Origin of the sequence: Vibrio sp. D3 (genome assembly GCF_043995865.1) — a bacterium.
GTDB lineage: Bacteria > Pseudomonadota > Gammaproteobacteria > Enterobacterales > Vibrionaceae > Vibrio > Vibrio diabolicus.
The window spans coordinates 3,143,195-3,158,319 of record NZ_CP171887.1 but is presented as its reverse complement, the minus strand read 5'-3'; the positions used below and the strand labels follow the sequence as shown (position 1 = coordinate 3,158,319).

8 protein-coding genes, 3 tRNA genes and 3 rRNA genes are annotated in these 15,125 nt (G+C 47.7%); 9 read left to right on the top strand and 5 right to left on the bottom strand.

Annotated features, from left to right (window positions below; genetic code table 11):
* The first annotated feature begins 204 nt into the window (after positions 1-204).
* The 6 genes from ACHFJ9_RS22650 (at position 205) to ACHFJ9_RS22625 (ending at position 5,544) form a co-directional block, all read left to right on the top strand.
* A 16S ribosomal RNA gene (locus ACHFJ9_RS22650) occupies positions 205-1,757 on the top strand.
* Positions 1,758-1,823: 66 nt separating this feature from the next.
* Positions 1,824-1,900 (top strand) — tRNA-Ile (locus ACHFJ9_RS22645).
* Between the two features lie 45 nt (positions 1,901-1,945).
* A tRNA-Ala gene (locus tag ACHFJ9_RS22640) sits at positions 1,946-2,021 on the top strand.
* Between the two features lie 262 nt (positions 2,022-2,283).
* Positions 2,284-5,173, top strand: a 23S ribosomal RNA gene (locus tag ACHFJ9_RS22635).
* Between the two features lie 93 nt (positions 5,174-5,266).
* A 5S ribosomal RNA gene (rrf, locus tag ACHFJ9_RS22630) occupies positions 5,267-5,383 on the top strand.
* Together the 16S, 23S and 5S rRNA genes with 3 tRNA genes alongside form the textbook arrangement of a ribosomal RNA operon.
* A gap of 70 nt (positions 5,384-5,453) precedes the next feature.
* Positions 5,454-5,544 (top strand) — tRNA-Ser (locus ACHFJ9_RS22625).
* Between the two features lie 732 nt (positions 5,545-6,276).
* Here ACHFJ9_RS22625 and ACHFJ9_RS22620 read toward each other — a convergent pair.
* The 4 genes from ACHFJ9_RS22620 to hemC are packed head-to-tail and all read right to left on the bottom strand — an operon-like array spanning position 6,277 to position 10,356.
* Positions 6,277-7,458 (bottom strand): heme biosynthesis protein HemY, encoded by a 1,182-nt coding sequence (locus ACHFJ9_RS22620; RefSeq protein WP_226422153.1) that lies wholly within the window; start codon positions 7,456-7,458, stop codon positions 6,277-6,279.
* Positions 7,458-8,669 carry a uroporphyrinogen-III C-methyltransferase gene (locus ACHFJ9_RS22615; protein WP_253644886.1) on the bottom strand — a complete coding sequence of 404 codons (1,212 nt, stop codon included), beginning with the start codon at positions 8,667-8,669 and terminating at the stop codon, positions 7,458-7,460. The genes ACHFJ9_RS22620 and ACHFJ9_RS22615 overlap by 1 nt, the downstream gene beginning before the upstream one ends.
* A 17-nt stretch (positions 8,670-8,686) precedes the next feature.
* Complete coding sequence (locus ACHFJ9_RS22610) at positions 8,687-9,415, bottom strand: uroporphyrinogen-III synthase (protein WP_046874396.1); 729 nt, start codon at positions 9,413-9,415, stop codon at positions 8,687-8,689.
* Positions 9,416-9,417: 2 nt separating this feature from the next.
* Positions 9,418-10,356, bottom strand: a complete 939-nt coding sequence (gene hemC, locus ACHFJ9_RS22605; RefSeq protein ID WP_005393847.1) for a hydroxymethylbilane synthase — start codon at positions 10,354-10,356, stop codon at positions 9,418-9,420.
* A gap of 346 nt (positions 10,357-10,702) precedes the next feature.
* On the opposite strand from hemC, the gene ACHFJ9_RS22600 reads away from it, so the two are divergent.
* Positions 10,703-13,231, top strand: coding sequence for a class I adenylate cyclase (locus ACHFJ9_RS22600; protein ID WP_005393844.1), 2,529 nt, complete (start codon positions 10,703-10,705; stop codon positions 13,229-13,231).
* A 69-nt stretch (positions 13,232-13,300) separates the two neighbouring features.
* On the opposite strand, the gene cyaY is transcribed toward ACHFJ9_RS22600, so the two are convergent.
* Positions 13,301-13,615, bottom strand: coding sequence for an iron donor protein CyaY (gene cyaY / locus ACHFJ9_RS22595; protein WP_012841286.1), 315 nt, complete (start codon positions 13,613-13,615; stop codon positions 13,301-13,303).
* 74 nt (positions 13,616-13,689) lie between these two features.
* Between cyaY and lptM the strand changes: the two genes are divergently transcribed.
* Together lptM and lysA are read left to right on the top strand one after the other, a co-directional pair.
* The gene (gene lptM, locus ACHFJ9_RS23155; RefSeq protein ID WP_005378746.1) at positions 13,690-13,806 is read left to right on the top strand and encodes an LPS translocon maturation chaperone LptM; all 117 of its coding nucleotides are present in this window, start codon (positions 13,690-13,692) and stop codon (positions 13,804-13,806) included.
* A gap of 61 nt (positions 13,807-13,867) precedes the next feature.
* Positions 13,868-15,121: a diaminopimelate decarboxylase gene (gene lysA, locus ACHFJ9_RS22585; RefSeq protein WP_006743007.1), complete on the top strand. Its 1,254-nt coding sequence runs from the start codon at positions 13,868-13,870 to the stop codon at positions 15,119-15,121.
* Positions 15,122-15,125: the final 4 nt, after the last annotated feature.

Genomic DNA, 15,125 nt, shown 5'->3' with positions numbered 1-15,125 from the left:
AAGCAAGCTCTTTAACAATATAGACCTATCAATCTGTGTGGGCACTCGTTGATGATAATCCAATTAGAAATTTCTCTTAATAAAGAGGGGTTTCAAATTAGGTTTCAATGAAACGAAGTGACCATTGAATCTTCGGATTCAGCACAGTCAATTCAAACATTACTTTATGTAATGTTCAGTATTCATTGAGCCGAACAAAATCTTAAATTGAAGAGTTTGATCATGGCTCAGATTGAACGCTGGCGGCAGGCCTAACACATGCAAGTCGAGCGGAAACGAGTTATCTGAACCTTCGGGGGACGATAACGGCGTCGAGCGGCGGACGGGTGAGTAATGCCTAGGAAATTGCCCTGATGTGGGGGATAACCATTGGAAACGATGGCTAATACCGCATGATGCCTACGGGCCAAAGAGGGGGACCTTCGGGCCTCTCGCGTCAGGATATGCCTAGGTGGGATTAGCTAGTTGGTGAGGTAAGGGCTCACCAAGGCGACGATCCCTAGTTGGTCTGAGAGGATGATCAGCCACACTGGAACTGAGACACGGTCCAGACTCCTACGGGAGGCAGCAGTGGGGAATATTGCACAATGGGCGCAAGCCTGATGCAGCCATGCCGCGTGTGTGAAGAAGGCCTTCGGGTTGTAAAGCACTTTCAGTCGTGAGGAAGGCGGCGTCGTTAATAGCGGCGTTGTTTGACGTTAGCGACAGAAGAAGCACCGGCTAACTCCGTGCCAGCAGCCGCGGTAATACGGAGGGTGCGAGCGTTAATCGGAATTACTGGGCGTAAAGCGCATGCAGGTGGTTTGTTAAGTCAGATGTGAAAGCCCGGGGCTCAACCTCGGAATAGCATTTGAAACTGGCAGACTAGAGTACTGTAGAGGGGGGTAGAATTTCAGGTGTAGCGGTGAAATGCGTAGAGATCTGAAGGAATACCGGTGGCGAAGGCGGCCCCCTGGACAGATACTGACACTCAGATGCGAAAGCGTGGGGAGCAAACAGGATTAGATACCCTGGTAGTCCACGCCGTAAACGATGTCTACTTGGAGGTTGTGGCCTTGAGCCGTGGCTTTCGGAGCTAACGCGTTAAGTAGACCGCCTGGGGAGTACGGTCGCAAGATTAAAACTCAAATGAATTGACGGGGGCCCGCACAAGCGGTGGAGCATGTGGTTTAATTCGATGCAACGCGAAGAACCTTACCTACTCTTGACATCCAGAGAACTTTCCAGAGATGGATTGGTGCCTTCGGGAACTCTGAGACAGGTGCTGCATGGCTGTCGTCAGCTCGTGTTGTGAAATGTTGGGTTAAGTCCCGCAACGAGCGCAACCCTTATCCTTGTTTGCCAGCGAGTAATGTCGGGAACTCCAGGGAGACTGCCGGTGATAAACCGGAGGAAGGTGGGGACGACGTCAAGTCATCATGGCCCTTACGAGTAGGGCTACACACGTGCTACAATGGCGCATACAGAGGGCGGCCAACTTGCGAGAGTGAGCGAATCCCAAAAAGTGCGTCGTAGTCCGGATTGGAGTCTGCAACTCGACTCCATGAAGTCGGAATCGCTAGTAATCGTGGATCAGAATGCCACGGTGAATACGTTCCCGGGCCTTGTACACACCGCCCGTCACACCATGGGAGTGGGCTGCAAAAGAAGTAGGTAGTTTAACCTTCGGGGGGACGCTTACCACTTTGTGGTTCATGACTGGGGTGAAGTCGTAACAAGGTAGCGCTAGGGGAACCTGGCGCTGGATCACCTCCTTAAACGATGATTATTGCGATGAGTGTTCACACAGATTGATACGGTTTATAAAGTAAAGAGACGATACTGGGTCTGTAGCTCAGGTGGTTAGAGCGTTCGCCTGATAAGCGAGAGGTCGGTGGTTCGAGTCCACTCAGACCCACCAATTTCCTTACTAAGGGATTGGCATACAGTATCGACACACCTTGATGGGGCTATAGCTCAGCTGGGAGAGCGCCTGCCTTGCACGCAGGAGGTCTGCGGTTCGATCCCGCATAGCTCCACCATCTTTAAGTGTTCTTGAAAAAGAATCTTTAAAAATGGTTTTCATCAGAAAATCTAGCTCTTTAACAATTTGGAAAGCTGACAAAACAACAATTTATTGTTGTTTGTAAAGTTCTCAAAGTATTCATTTATGAATACAACTAAAAACACATTCAAGTGTTCTTGGAATTTGAGTCCGGCAAAATCGAATGTCTCTCGCTCATTCAAATAATGAGAGACAACTTTGGTTGTTTAACATCAATTCGAAACTCCTTCGGGTTGTATGGTTAAGTGACTAAGCGTACACGGTGGATGCCTTGGCAGTCAGAGGCGATGAAGGACGTATTAACTTGCGATAAGCCCAGATTAGGTAGTAAAAACCACTTGAGTCTGGGATTTCCGAATGGGGAAACCCACTTACATAAGTAAGTATCGTTATGTGAATACATAGCATAACGAGGCGAACCGGGGGAACTGAAACATCTAAGTACCTCGAGGAAAAGAAATCAACCGAGATTCCGAAAGTAGCGGCGAGCGAAATTGGACTAGCCCTTAAGCTTTATAGGCGTTAGACGAACGGTCTGGAAAGTCCGGCGATACAGGGTGATAGCCCCGTAGTTGACAACGCACATTCAGTGAAATCGAGTAGGGCGGGACACGTGATATCCTGTCTGAATATGGGGGGACCATCCTCCAAGGCTAAATACTACTGACTGACCGATAGTGAACCAGTACCGTGAGGGAAAGGCGAAAAGAACCCCTGTGAGGGGAGTGAAATAGAACCTGAAACCGTGTACGTACAAGCAGTAGGAGCAGGCTTTGTCCTGTGACTGCGTACCTTTTGTATAATGGGTCAGCGACTTATATTCAGTGGCAAGGTTAACCATCTAGGGGAGCCGTAGGGAAACCGAGTCTTAACTGGGCGTTCAGTCTCTGGATATAGACCCGAAACCAGGTGATCTAGCCATGGGCAGGTTGAAGGTTGAGTAACATCAACTGGAGGACCGAACCGACTAATGTTGAAAAATTAGCGGATGACTTGTGGCTAGGGGTGAAAGGCCAATCAAACCTGGAGATAGCTGGTTCTCCCCGAAAGCTATTTAGGTAGCGCCTCGGACGAATACTACTGGGGGTAGAGCACTGTTAAGGCTAGGGGGTCATCCCGACTTACCAACCCTTTGCAAACTCCGAATACCAGTAAGTACTATCCGGGAGACACACGGCGGGTGCTAACGTCCGTCGTGGAGAGGGAAACAACCCAGACCGCCAGCTAAGGTCCCAAATTACTACTAAGTGGGAAACGATGTGGGAAGGCTCAGACAGCCAGGATGTTGGCTTAGAAGCAGCCATCATTTAAAGAAAGCGTAATAGCTCACTGGTCGAGTCGGCCTGCGCGGAAGATGTAACGGGGCTAAGTAGTAAACCGAAGCTGCGGCAATACTCTTTGAGTATTGGGTAGGGGAGCGTTCTGTAAGCGGTTGAAGGTGTGTGGTAACGCATGCTGGACGTATCAGAAGTGCGAATGCTGACATGAGTAACGATAAAGGGGGTGAAAAACCTCCTCGCCGGAAGACCAAGGGTTCCTGTCCAACGTTAATCGGGGCAGGGTAAGTCGACCCCTAAGGCGAGGCCGAAAGGCGTAGTCGATGGGAAACGGGTTAATATTCCCGTACTTCTTACAATTGCGATGGGGGGACGGAGAAGGCTAGGTGGGCCTGGCGACGGTTGTCCAGGTTCAAGTGCGTAGGCTTGAGAGTTAGGTAAATCCGGCTCTCTTTAAGGCTGAGACACGACGTCGAGCACCTACGGGTGTGAAGTCATTGATGCCATGCTTCCAGGAAAAGCCTCTAAGCTTCAGATTGTAAGGAATCGTACCCCAAACCGACACAGGTGGTCGGGTAGAGAATACCAAGGCGCTTGAGAGAACTCGGGTGAAGGAACTAGGCAAAATGGTACCGTAACTTCGGGAGAAGGTACGCTCTCGACGGTGAAGTCCCTCGCGGATGGAGCTATTGAGAGTCGCAGATACCAGGTGGCTGCAACTGTTTATTAAAAACACAGCACTGTGCAAAATCGCAAGATGACGTATACGGTGTGACGCCTGCCCGGTGCCGGAAGGTTAATTGATGGGGTTAGACTTCGGTCGAAGCTCTTGATCGAAGCCCCGGTAAACGGCGGCCGTAACTATAACGGTCCTAAGGTAGCGAAATTCCTTGTCGGGTAAGTTCCGACCTGCACGAATGGCGTAATGATGGCCACGCTGTCTCCACCCGAGACTCAGTGAAATTGAAATCGCTGTGAAGATGCAGTGTACCCGCGGCTAGACGGAAAGACCCCGTGAACCTTTACTACAGCTTGGCACTGAACATTGACCCTACATGTGTAGGATAGGTGGGAGGCTTTGAAGCGCAGTCGCTAGATTGCGTGGAGCCGTCCTTGAAATACCACCCTTGTAGTGTTGATGTTCTAACGTCGACCCCTCATCGGGGTTGCGGACAGTGCCTGGTGGGTAGTTTGACTGGGGCGGTCTCCTCCCAAAGCGTAACGGAGGAGCACGAAGGTGGGCTAATCACGGTTGGACATCGTGAGGTTAGTGCAATGGCATAAGCCCGCTTGACTGCGAGAATGACAATTCGAGCAGGTGCGAAAGCAGGTCATAGTGATCCGGTGGTTCTGAATGGAAGGGCCATCGCTCAACGGATAAAAGGTACTCCGGGGATAACAGGCTGATACCGCCCAAGAGTTCATATCGACGGCGGTGTTTGGCACCTCGATGTCGGCTCATCACATCCTGGGGCTGAAGTCGGTCCCAAGGGTATGGCTGTTCGCCATTTAAAGTGGTACGCGAGCTGGGTTTAGAACGTCGTGAGACAGTTCGGTCCCTATCTGCCGTGGGCGTTGGAGAATTGAAAGGGGCTGCTCCTAGTACGAGAGGACCGGAGTGGACGAACCTCTGGTGTTCGGGTTGTGTCGCCAGACGCATTGCCCGGTAGCTAAGTTCGGGATCGATAACCGCTGAAAGCATCTAAGCGGGAAGCGAGCCTTGAGATGAGTTCTCCCTGATACTTTAAGTATCCTAAAGGGTTGTCGTAGACTACGACGTTGATAGGCAGGGTGTGTAAGCGTTGTGAGGCGTTGAGCTAACCTGTACTAATTGCCCGTGAGGCTTAACCATACAACACCCAAGGGGTTTTGATGGACTCAATGAAAGAACATTGAATGTGTAAGAACGAGAATTAAGAAACAGCTTTCCGAATTAAAGAATTTGCTTGGCGACCATAGCGTTTTGGACCCACCTGATTTCCATGCCGAACTCAGAAGTGAAACGAAATAGCGCCGATGGTAGTGTGGGGCTTCCCCATGTGAGAGTAGGACATCGCCAGGCTTTAAATATCGTTATTTGCATAGACAAGTAACAACATCATCAGTGTATTAATCTGTTGATGACAATTTGTGGAGAGATGGCTGAGTGGTTGAAAGCACCGGTCTTGAAAACCGGCATACGTTAATAGCGTATCTAGGGTTCAAATCCCTATCTCTCCGCCACTATTCAGAAGCCTCGCTAGAAATAGCGAGGCTTTCTTCGTTTCTGACGCTTGGAAATTCGTTAGGGACTGGAATCAATCCCTTAGCTGATCGTATCCCCGGACTAGGTATCCCTGCACTATGTCACTTGAGAAGCCTTGCTTTAAGCGCGTTCTCGCTATCCACAGGTTGTGCAGCGACAGAAGTTCATAACTTTATCTTCTAACGAGAGCCATCAAGTCTGAGTATTGGCATTCCTACCTCTAAGGGTGAAGTGTTTCTGTTAACAAGAGACTTGCCTTGACTCTATATTACGTGCGTTAGCGCTCTTATTGTTACCTAATAGCTATTCGCTATCTTGCTCTAGTCGGTACAATAAACACGGTCTAAGTATTGTATAGAAGACAGTCCTTCATTGAAGATAATGGAGAGTATCGGAGCTTATGTACCTATTTTTGCTTCCTGCACTATTTCAAGTTACCTGTATTTTGTTAGTAGAGCTCCTTCCTAGAAACTTATATTTGGTTGTTCGCCTTGAAGAAAGTGTGCAAGCTATTTTTTAGAGGATTTTATTGGGCTTAATGGAGTGCTGCTTGGAACGAATTAAGGAAGCTTTACTAGGGCTTCCCAATGAATTTCAGGCGATTGCAGGGCATTAGCTCTAGTGGATATTGCAGGTTTGTGGAGTGTTGATGAGTGACAGGCAATAAAAAAGCCGACAGTAAACTGCCGGCTTGGTTAGATGACTGCTACTTAGTCGTTCTGGACGAGCGTGAGAGCTTTACGAGAGACTTCGTGAGCGGCTTTAGTTAGATTCTGCTTCTCTAGTGTATCTGCTAGGAATGCATAATCAGAGACGTCAGAGCGAAGCTTTAAGGCGATCTCAAAGTGGTCTTGGGCTTCTTGCCACTTCTCTTGACGGAAATAGAAGTGCGCTAATGCGCTATGCGCTGCGGCGTTATCTGGCTCTTTCTTCACTACTCCCTCTAAGAAAACCACGACAGGGTGGATATCTGGCAGGTTTAGATCTGGCAGTAGTTGATAAAGCTCAGGAGCCGGTTGTTTTTTCAATGCTTCTTTTAGCACAGTAAAGGCTTCAGCATCTGCTTTCCGGGCTATCAACTCACGAGCAAAACAGGCGACTAGGTGTGTGTCTTGTTTTACTTTGCGTGCAAGGCTATTCCAATGAGAGATAAGCCCTTCGCTACCTTGCTGCTGTGCCACTTCATGGAGTAAGCCGCATTGCGCCTTTTGAATCAGCTCTGCGTGTTCTTCTTCCGTGATGAGTCTTGCTTTGGTGAGTTGTGGCAAGAGGTCAATAAGAGGTTGCCACAATTTTAGCTGCATGTACGTTGTTTTCAGCAAGTTCAATACAATCGAATTACTCGCATACTGACCTTTTAACGATTGCAAAGTATCGAAAGCAGCCTCGAACTCGTTATCGCGAATAAACTGTTTAGCACGAGTTAGCTCTACTGCAAGATGAGCATTCTCTTGCTGGCTTGCTAGCTCTAGGTAGTGATCACGTTTTGCTTTATCACCTTGACCTTGTGCAGCTTCAGACGCGACTAAGTAACAAAGTAGCGGCATATCGTGATGATTCGCCCAACGAGTCACTTTTTTCTCGGCACCTTTCCAGTCTCCTTCAAGGAGTTTAATAATGCCTTCATTGGTGTATCGACGGGAATGGCGCATTTTGCGCACGCTGAAGTAGTTCCATGTTGTAGAACTTGCGTAAACTAGCTTTTTAATTAGGTACTCAAGTAGAAAAAGACCTGCGAGTGCTGCGATAACGAATACGACCAATGTCGTTACGCTCATCTCGATCGTTTTCTCAGCGATGGAGATGAGTACATAGCCTTGCTGACCAGAAAATTGAGTGCCAACAAATAGTCCTGCACCTAGTACAACAAATAGGAAAATAAGACGAAACATTACTTATCCTCCATACCTGTCATCGTTGTGACTTCGCGACGTAGGCGCTCACGGATGACATCTGATAGTTGAGACTGACTTTGCAGTTTCGTTGGGTATTCCACTTGAATGTTTTGCTGGCTTAACTGGTTAACAGTTTTGTTGAACTCTTTAACGGAATTATCGTCTTGGTTGAAGAAAGCTAATGCCCATTTGTCGGCCGTTTTTAGAGACGTGGTGTAAATTTCACCTTGCTCTTGGTACACCGCTTTTATTGCGGTCTCCAATTTGGCTTTGATGTTTTCTTTTAGGTAAAAGTGTTGCTCAGGAGAAAGCAGTGGAATGACGTTACCATCGCGCGTGCGGAAGGTAATGAAGTTTTCTGAAAAGTCCTTCAGAGAGGTCATTAAGTTATCTTGCCAGTTTGCAATATCTTCCGACACTTCAGTGTTCTCTACGGCTTCTGCTTCTGGGAGTAGTGCATTGGCGAGTGGTAGCTTGTCTACTTGCTGTTGCAGAGCAGTTAAGCGTAGTACCAATCCATCACGGTCAATCAGCGGGATAGTACGAAGTTTGGTGATATCGTTCGCCATTGCTTTACGTAGTTTGACGAGGCTAGGGTCATTCAGTGCGGCAATGCGTTGATCAGCACTTTCCATTAGTTGAGTTGCGCTTTCTACGTCATGCTCTAAGAACAGTTTACGACCAGCTAATTTGACGAGGTAATCGGCTTCAGCAAGTAGCCAGTCGTTTGGTCGACGACCTTTCACATCGGCAACGGCAAGCTGTAAGCTTTCAATGCTCTTCTGTTGCTGTCCAAGTACCACTTCCGCTTTGTGTGTCACGGTCGTTGCTTTCTCGATGGTTTCTTCTTGTACCCGGCTGAGCTCTTGCTTCATGGAAGCTTGAGTGCTTTCTAGCTGACTTTTTAGTTGGGCGATCTGCGCTTGGTAATCGGCTTGCTGCTGATGCAGTTTGTATGCGAGGCCACCGCCAAAAATAATCGATAAGATGATAGCGACTGTGCCTAGTTTAACTCCGCGCTTGCCTTGTTTTTCTTCAAATTCGACTTTGGTTGGCTCGGCTGTTTTTGGGGGCTCGGCCACTTTTGGCTGTTCTTTTTTAGGGGCCGCATCCTGCTGCGATGTGCTTTTTTCGGCTAGCGGTGCCGATGAGGTTTCTTCGGAAAGGTTTTTATCGTTATTTTTTTGGTCGTTATTTTTACTTGTCATGCCTATATCCTGTGTAGCTAGGGCTGGAGAGCCGCCAGTAATTCCTGGTTGGATGCGCTTCCCGTGCATCTCACCCGAGTGAACCCCCTTTGAAGTGCGATGTCAGCGATACGCTGACTGGGGATATACAACTCTTGTTGATTAAGCCAAGTCAATTGCTCTGACGTCAATTGGCTGCACAAATAATCCAGTTGCTCACCACTGGTGACGATGATCTGGTCAATTTGTAGGGTTTTCCATAGTGAGACACAGCTTACTGGATCGAATGGGATGAATTCTCTCTTGTAAGTCTCACTATAGTGAACTTTTGCGCCACGTCTCACCAATGCATCTTTGATCAGCTCTCTTCCACCGTTCCCACGAAGGATAAGAACCTGTTGTTGGGCCACATTATTGAGCTCTGGCAGTCGCAATAAATGTTCACTATCACTGACTTGGGGATAGTGTACTTTCTGTTGGGTACATTTGCTTAAATAGTGTGCTGTTTTTTGACCAACGGCAAGGTAAATGGCTTGTTTCGGCCATGATGTCTCGTTGCTGGCTAAGATTTGCTGTGCACATTGCACGGCATGTCGACTAACAGCGATAACAATTTGAGCTTGATGCAGGTGTTTAGAGAGGTGCGTGTCCGTGAGATCGGCGACAATGTCGATCAGAGGATGGTGATATGCGGAAATGCCGTGCCTTTCGAGCAGAGAGCAAAGCGCGTTGCCTTGCTCTCCCGGCCGAGTGACCAACACTGCCATGATTATTCGTGATCTGCGTACAGCTTAGTTAGGATTTCACGGGCGCCGTTATCCAGTAGTTCATTGGCTAACTGCACTCCTAACGTTTCGCCGTCTTTACGATGGCCACGGATTTCACCACGAACAATTTCGCTGCCATCTGGTTCGCCAACTAATGCGCGTAGCCAAATGTTATCGCCATCTAGCAGGGCATAGCTGCCGATAGGTACCTGACAGCCGCCTTCTAGCGTCAGGTTCATTGCGCGCTCACACAAAACGCGGTCTACGGTGTCTTGGTGGTTAAGCGGCTCAAGTAGCTTAAGCAGCCTTTCATCGTCAAGGCGGCACTCAATACCGACAGCACCTTGGCCTACCGCAGGTAATGATTGCTCTGGCTCGATAAAGCTACGAATTCGTTCTTCAAGCTTCAATCGTTTAAGGCCAGCCGCAGCAAGAATGATCGCATCGTATTCACCCGCATCTAGTTTACCAAGGCGAGTGCCCACATTACCGCGAAGCTCTTTAATGATGATATCTGGACGATATTCTTTCAGTTGGCATTGACGGCGCAAACTGCAAGTACCAACCACTGCACCTTGAGGGAGTTCATCAATGTTGCTATAGGTATTGGAGACGAAAGCATCACGAGGGTCTTCACGTTCACAAATGGTCACGAGGCCAAGACCTTCCGGGAAATCGACGGGCACGTCCTTCATTGAGTGAACGGCAAGGTCTGCACGGCCTTCTAGCATTGCGACTTCAAGCTCTTTTACGAATAAGCCTTTGCCGCCAACTTTTGCTAGCGGTGTATCTAAAATCACGTCACCTTTGGTCACCATGGTTACTAACTCGACTTCCAAACCAGGGTGAGCGGCTTGAAGGGCGTCTTTGACAAAGTAAGCTTGCCATAAAGCAAGAGGGCTTTTTCGAGTTGCAATGCGAATAGGTGTGGATTGTGTCATGATCTTCTCAATGCTGTTTGGATTTGGGTTTATCCTACCATTCTCATCAAGAAATGCTTACTGTTAGTTCGTTATCTCTGAGGGCTATGAATGGAATTACATGACGTTATGAAAATAGTGTGACTGGATTCTCAATTAGACTAAGGACTATTATTAGTAATAGGTAATAAGAGCGACACTACCGCGCGATTAATTTTGTGACTAAAGTATGGTTTTGCATCCTGAGTGGTGCGTGGGCGTGAAACTTTACCCGCACCAATAAAAGTGTTAAATTGATCACGTTTTTAGGCCATTTTGGTTTAAAACGTCAGCAGATTTTCGTGATTGTTCAACCAAGGAATTCCCCTTGCAGGCTTACACCCAAAAAATCATTCAGCGACTAGATAATTTGAATCAGCAGCGAGTTGATCGCGCGCTGGCGCTTATGGATTCGCAAAGCCAGCAAGTCTTCCACTTGATTCCTGCCTTGTTGAACTACAACCATCCTGTGATTCCTGGCTATTATGATGCCGATGTCCCGTTTGGTGTGCATGGGCTGGCGCTAAATAGCATTCAGCAGCAATTCATTGATGACATTCAACTTGCGATTGGTCAGCCACTTAAAACGGCTGAGAAGCCGGCTATCTTGGGCTTATACACCATGGGCAGTACCTCATCAATTGGTCAAAGTACTTCTAGTGATTTAGATATTTGGGTGTGTATTTCGCCAGATATGGATTGTGACGAGCGAGAATTGCTGACCAATAAATGCTTGCTGATCACCGACTGGGCACAAAGCCAAGGGGTGGAGGCGAACTTCTTCTTAATGGATGAAGAACGCTTTAGAAGCAACCATTCTGAAGAGATGACAGGTGATAACTGTGGTTCATCTCAGCATTTACTTTTGCTTGATGAATTCTATCGCAGCGCGGTGCGTATTGCTGGACAGCGTTTATTATGGCAAATAGTGCCGCCAGAAATGGAAGAGTGTTACGACGAGTACGTTTCTCAATTGTGCAGTGAAGGTTACATTGACTGTAGTGAATGGATCGACTTTGGTAAATTGAACCGCATTCCTGCTGAAGAGTACTTCGGCTCGAACTTGTGGCAGCTATACAAAAGTATCGATTCTCCCTACAAATCGGTATTAAAAGCCATTCTGCTTGAAGCTTATTCGTGGGAATACCCGCATACGCAGCTGCTAAGCATCGACACCAAACGTCGTTTCTTTGCCCATGAGCCAGATCTCTACGGTATGGATGCGTACTACTTAATGCTGGAAAAAGTGACTCGCTATTTAGAGCGAATCCAAGACGACACTCGTTTGGATTTGGTGCGCCGTTGCTTCTATCTCAAAACCCATGAAAAGTTGTCGCGTGAACCGGATGTTGGTTCAGTGGCTTGGCGCCGTGAAGCGCTGAGCGACATGATTGCAAAATGGGATTGGGATGCCAGCGTTGTTGCTGAGCTCGATGATCGCCGCAACTGGAAAGTTGAACAGGTAAAAGTGGTGCATCATGCGTTGCTGGATGCGTTGATGCAGAGCTACCGTAATTTGATTCAATTTGCGCGTCGCAACGACATTACCTCCGCTATCAGCCCGCAAGACATCAGTATTTTGGCTCGTAAGCTTTACGCCGCTTTTGAAGTATTGCCGGGCAAAGTGACGTTGCTCAACCCACAGATTTCCCCTGATTTGCATGAACCGGATTTAAGCTTCATCGAAGTGAAAGATGGTGGTGTGAACAAGTCTGGTTGGTATCTCTATAAACAACCTCTGATCGCGCACCGCATTTTGGGGCAGCCATACTTAGAACATCATGAATACTTGAGCAAGTTAGTCTCTTGGGCATTCTTTAATGGTTTAATCACCGAGTCGACTCGTTTGCACGCGGTGGTGCGTGAAGCGCAACTGGATATCGATAAGTTCTACCAAATGGTGAGCGACTTACGAAATACCTTTGCGCTGCGTAAGCGCCGTCCGACGATGCAGGCATTAGCGAGCCCATGTGAAATAAGCCAGCTAGCGATGTTCATCAACTTTGAAAATGATCCTACGTCAGAGCTTTCGGGCCGTTCACTGAAAGTGGATGTAAAAAATACCGATATCTTCAGTTTTGGTCCGGAACATAAAAACTTAGTCGGCAGTGTCGACTTGGTTTACCGTAACTCCTGGCATGAAGTGCGTACGCTGCATTTCAAAGGGGAAACGGCGATGCTGGACGCACTGAAAACCATTCTGGGCAAAATGCACCAAGACGCGTTGCCACCAGAATCGGTGGATGTGTTCTGTTATGCGAAGAACATGCGTGGTGTGATGCGTAATATGGTCTACCAGCTTTTAGCGGAATGTATCGACTTACGCTTGAAGCCAGTAGAGCAAGAAAAACGCCGCCGCTTTAAAGCGATGCGCCTTGGTAACCAAACTTACGGGCTGTTCTTTGAACGTCGTGGTGTGTCGGTGCAGAAGTTAGAAAACTCCATTGATTTCTATCGCAGCATTTCTACTAACAAACTTAAAGGCTCGCCGCTATTAATGCTCGATCGTGAGCAAGAGTATCAAATGCCAGAAGCGGTGGATGGTTTTGCCAGTGAAGGTCTGGTGCAATTCTTCTTTGAAGATAATGAAGATGGCTTCAATATTTATGTGTTGGATGAGTCAAACCAAGTTGAAGTGTATCACCAGTTTAGTGGCTCCAAAGACGAGATGATTTCGTCTGTGAACAGCTTTTACACATCAGTAAAAGACGACAGTCGTGTTGCGTCGAAATTTATCAACTTTAACCTGCCGCAGTACTACCAGATTATCCATCCTGAAGAGGGCAATGCTTATATCATCCCTTATCGTAATGATGGTTGCTCGCCGCATCGTCCGACGAAAGCGGTGAACGCGTAATTAAACCCGTATCAATAAACAAAAAGAGCACTTCGGTGCTCTTTTTGTTTTGGTGACGATTGACGGACATTATGCCCAATCAATGGCTTCGCCCGCGTGCTTTTCACACTCTTGCTTCACCATTTCAAATAGCTCCATGCCCGTTTTTGAGCAGGTCCATTTATCTTCAATAAGTTTGAAGTGGAAACCACCAGATTTGGACGCCAGCCAGATCTCATGCATCGGCTCTTGGCGGTTAATGATGATTTGGCTGCGGTCTTCAAATTCCAATGTCATTACGTTGCCAGTGACTTCGTAATCAATGTCTGCGCCTGAATCATCGATGGATTCTTCGATGATTTGCATCTGCGCATCCACCAGTTGATGAAATTCAGTATCGTTCATCCGTCTATCCTATTGCTTTTCCTGAGTGTGGTGCGATTATAGGGGGCATTGATTCAATAATCACGATATGCGAAATGAAAAAATTAGTTACTGTGTTGTTTGTGATGGTTGCCGCGACGTTAGCGGGATGTGGCCAGTCTGGCTCACTATACATTCCAGATGACACTCAACAGAATGAGCAATCACAATAAATAACCGCGCCTTAGGGTGAAATTAGGGTTCAGCAGTCGAATAAAATAAGGGAAGCGAATTTTGGATTACTTCAACTATCAGGATGATGGCCAGCTTTGGGCCGAAGACGTCCCACTTCAAGCTCTTGCAGAGCAATATGGCACTCCTCTTTACGTATATTCTCGAGCCACGCTAGAGCGCCACTGGAAGGCGTTTGATAGTGCTGTGGGTCAACATCCTCATCTAGTTTGCTACGCGGTGAAAGCGAACTCAAACCTAGGCGTATTGAACGCACTGGCGCGTTTGGGTTCGGGCTTTGATATCGTATCAGGTGGTGAACTTGAGCGTGTGATTGCCGCAGGCGGTGATCCGAAGAAAGTCGTTTTCTCTGGTGTTGGGAAAACACCTGCAGAAATGAAGCGTGCTCTTGAGCTAGGTATCAAATGTTTCAACGTTGAATCTGAGCCCGAGCTAGAACGTTTGAATAAGGTTGCGGGTGAGCTTGGTGTGATTGCGCCAATTTCTCTGCGTATCAATCCAGATGTCGACGCGAAAACACACCCTTACATTTCGACTGGTCTTCGCGACAATAAATTCGGCATTGCATTTGATCGTGCGCCAGATGTTTATAAATTCGCGCAAAGCCTGCCGAACTTGAATGTGCAAGGCATCGACTGCCACATTGGTTCTCAGCTCACCAATATCGACCCATTTATCGACGCGACAGACCGTTTATTAGCCCTGATTGATGATTTAAAAGCGCAAGGCATTAACATTCGTCACCTTGATGTCGGCGGCGGTTTGGGTGTGGTCTATCGTGATGAATTACCACCTCAGCCTTCAGATTACGCCAAAGCGTTACTTGGTCGTCTTGAAAATCACCAAGACTTGGAGCTGATTTTTGAGCCGGGCCGAGCAATTGCTGCGAATGCAGGTATCTTGCTAACGCGTGTTGAGTTTTTAAAACATACTGAGCACAAGAACTTTGCCATCATCGATGCGGCAATGAACGACTTGATGCGTCCTGCACTATACCAAGCATGGCAAGATATCGTGCCAGTTTCGCCGCGCACGGGTGAAGCTCAGACTTACGATTTGGTTGGCCCTATTTGTGAAACCGGCGACTTCTTGGGTAAAGATCGCGCACTCGTTTTGCAAGAAGGTGATCTACTCGCGGTTCGTTCAGCTGGTGCCTATGGTTTTGTTATGTCTTCGAACTACAATACTCGTACCCGAGCGGCAGAAGTAATGGTGGATGGTAAACAAAGCCACTTAGTTCGCCAGCGTGAGGAGCTGACCAGTTTGTGGCAGCTGGAACAGATTCTACCGGAGTAACACA

Coding starts and splice junctions, on each gene's coding strand:
- ACHFJ9_RS22620 (WP_226422153.1), bottom strand. CDS start 7,458: ATGTTTCGTCTTATTTTCCTATTTGTTGTACTAGGTGCAGGACTATTT.
- ACHFJ9_RS22610 (WP_046874396.1), bottom strand. CDS start 9,415: ATGGCAGTGTTGGTCACTCGGCCGGGAGAGCAAGGCAACGCGCTTTGC.
- hemC (WP_005393847.1), bottom strand. CDS start 10,356: ATGACACAATCCACACCTATTCGCATTGCAACTCGAAAAAGCCCTCTT.
- ACHFJ9_RS22615 (WP_253644886.1), bottom strand. CDS start 8,669: ATGACAAGTAAAAATAACGACCAAAAAAATAACGATAAAAACCTTTCC.
- cyaY (WP_012841286.1), bottom strand. CDS start 13,615: ATGAACGATACTGAATTTCATCAACTGGTGGATGCGCAGATGCAAATC.
- lptM (WP_005378746.1), top strand. CDS start 13,690: ATGAAAAAATTAGTTACTGTGTTGTTTGTGATGGTTGCCGCGACGTTA.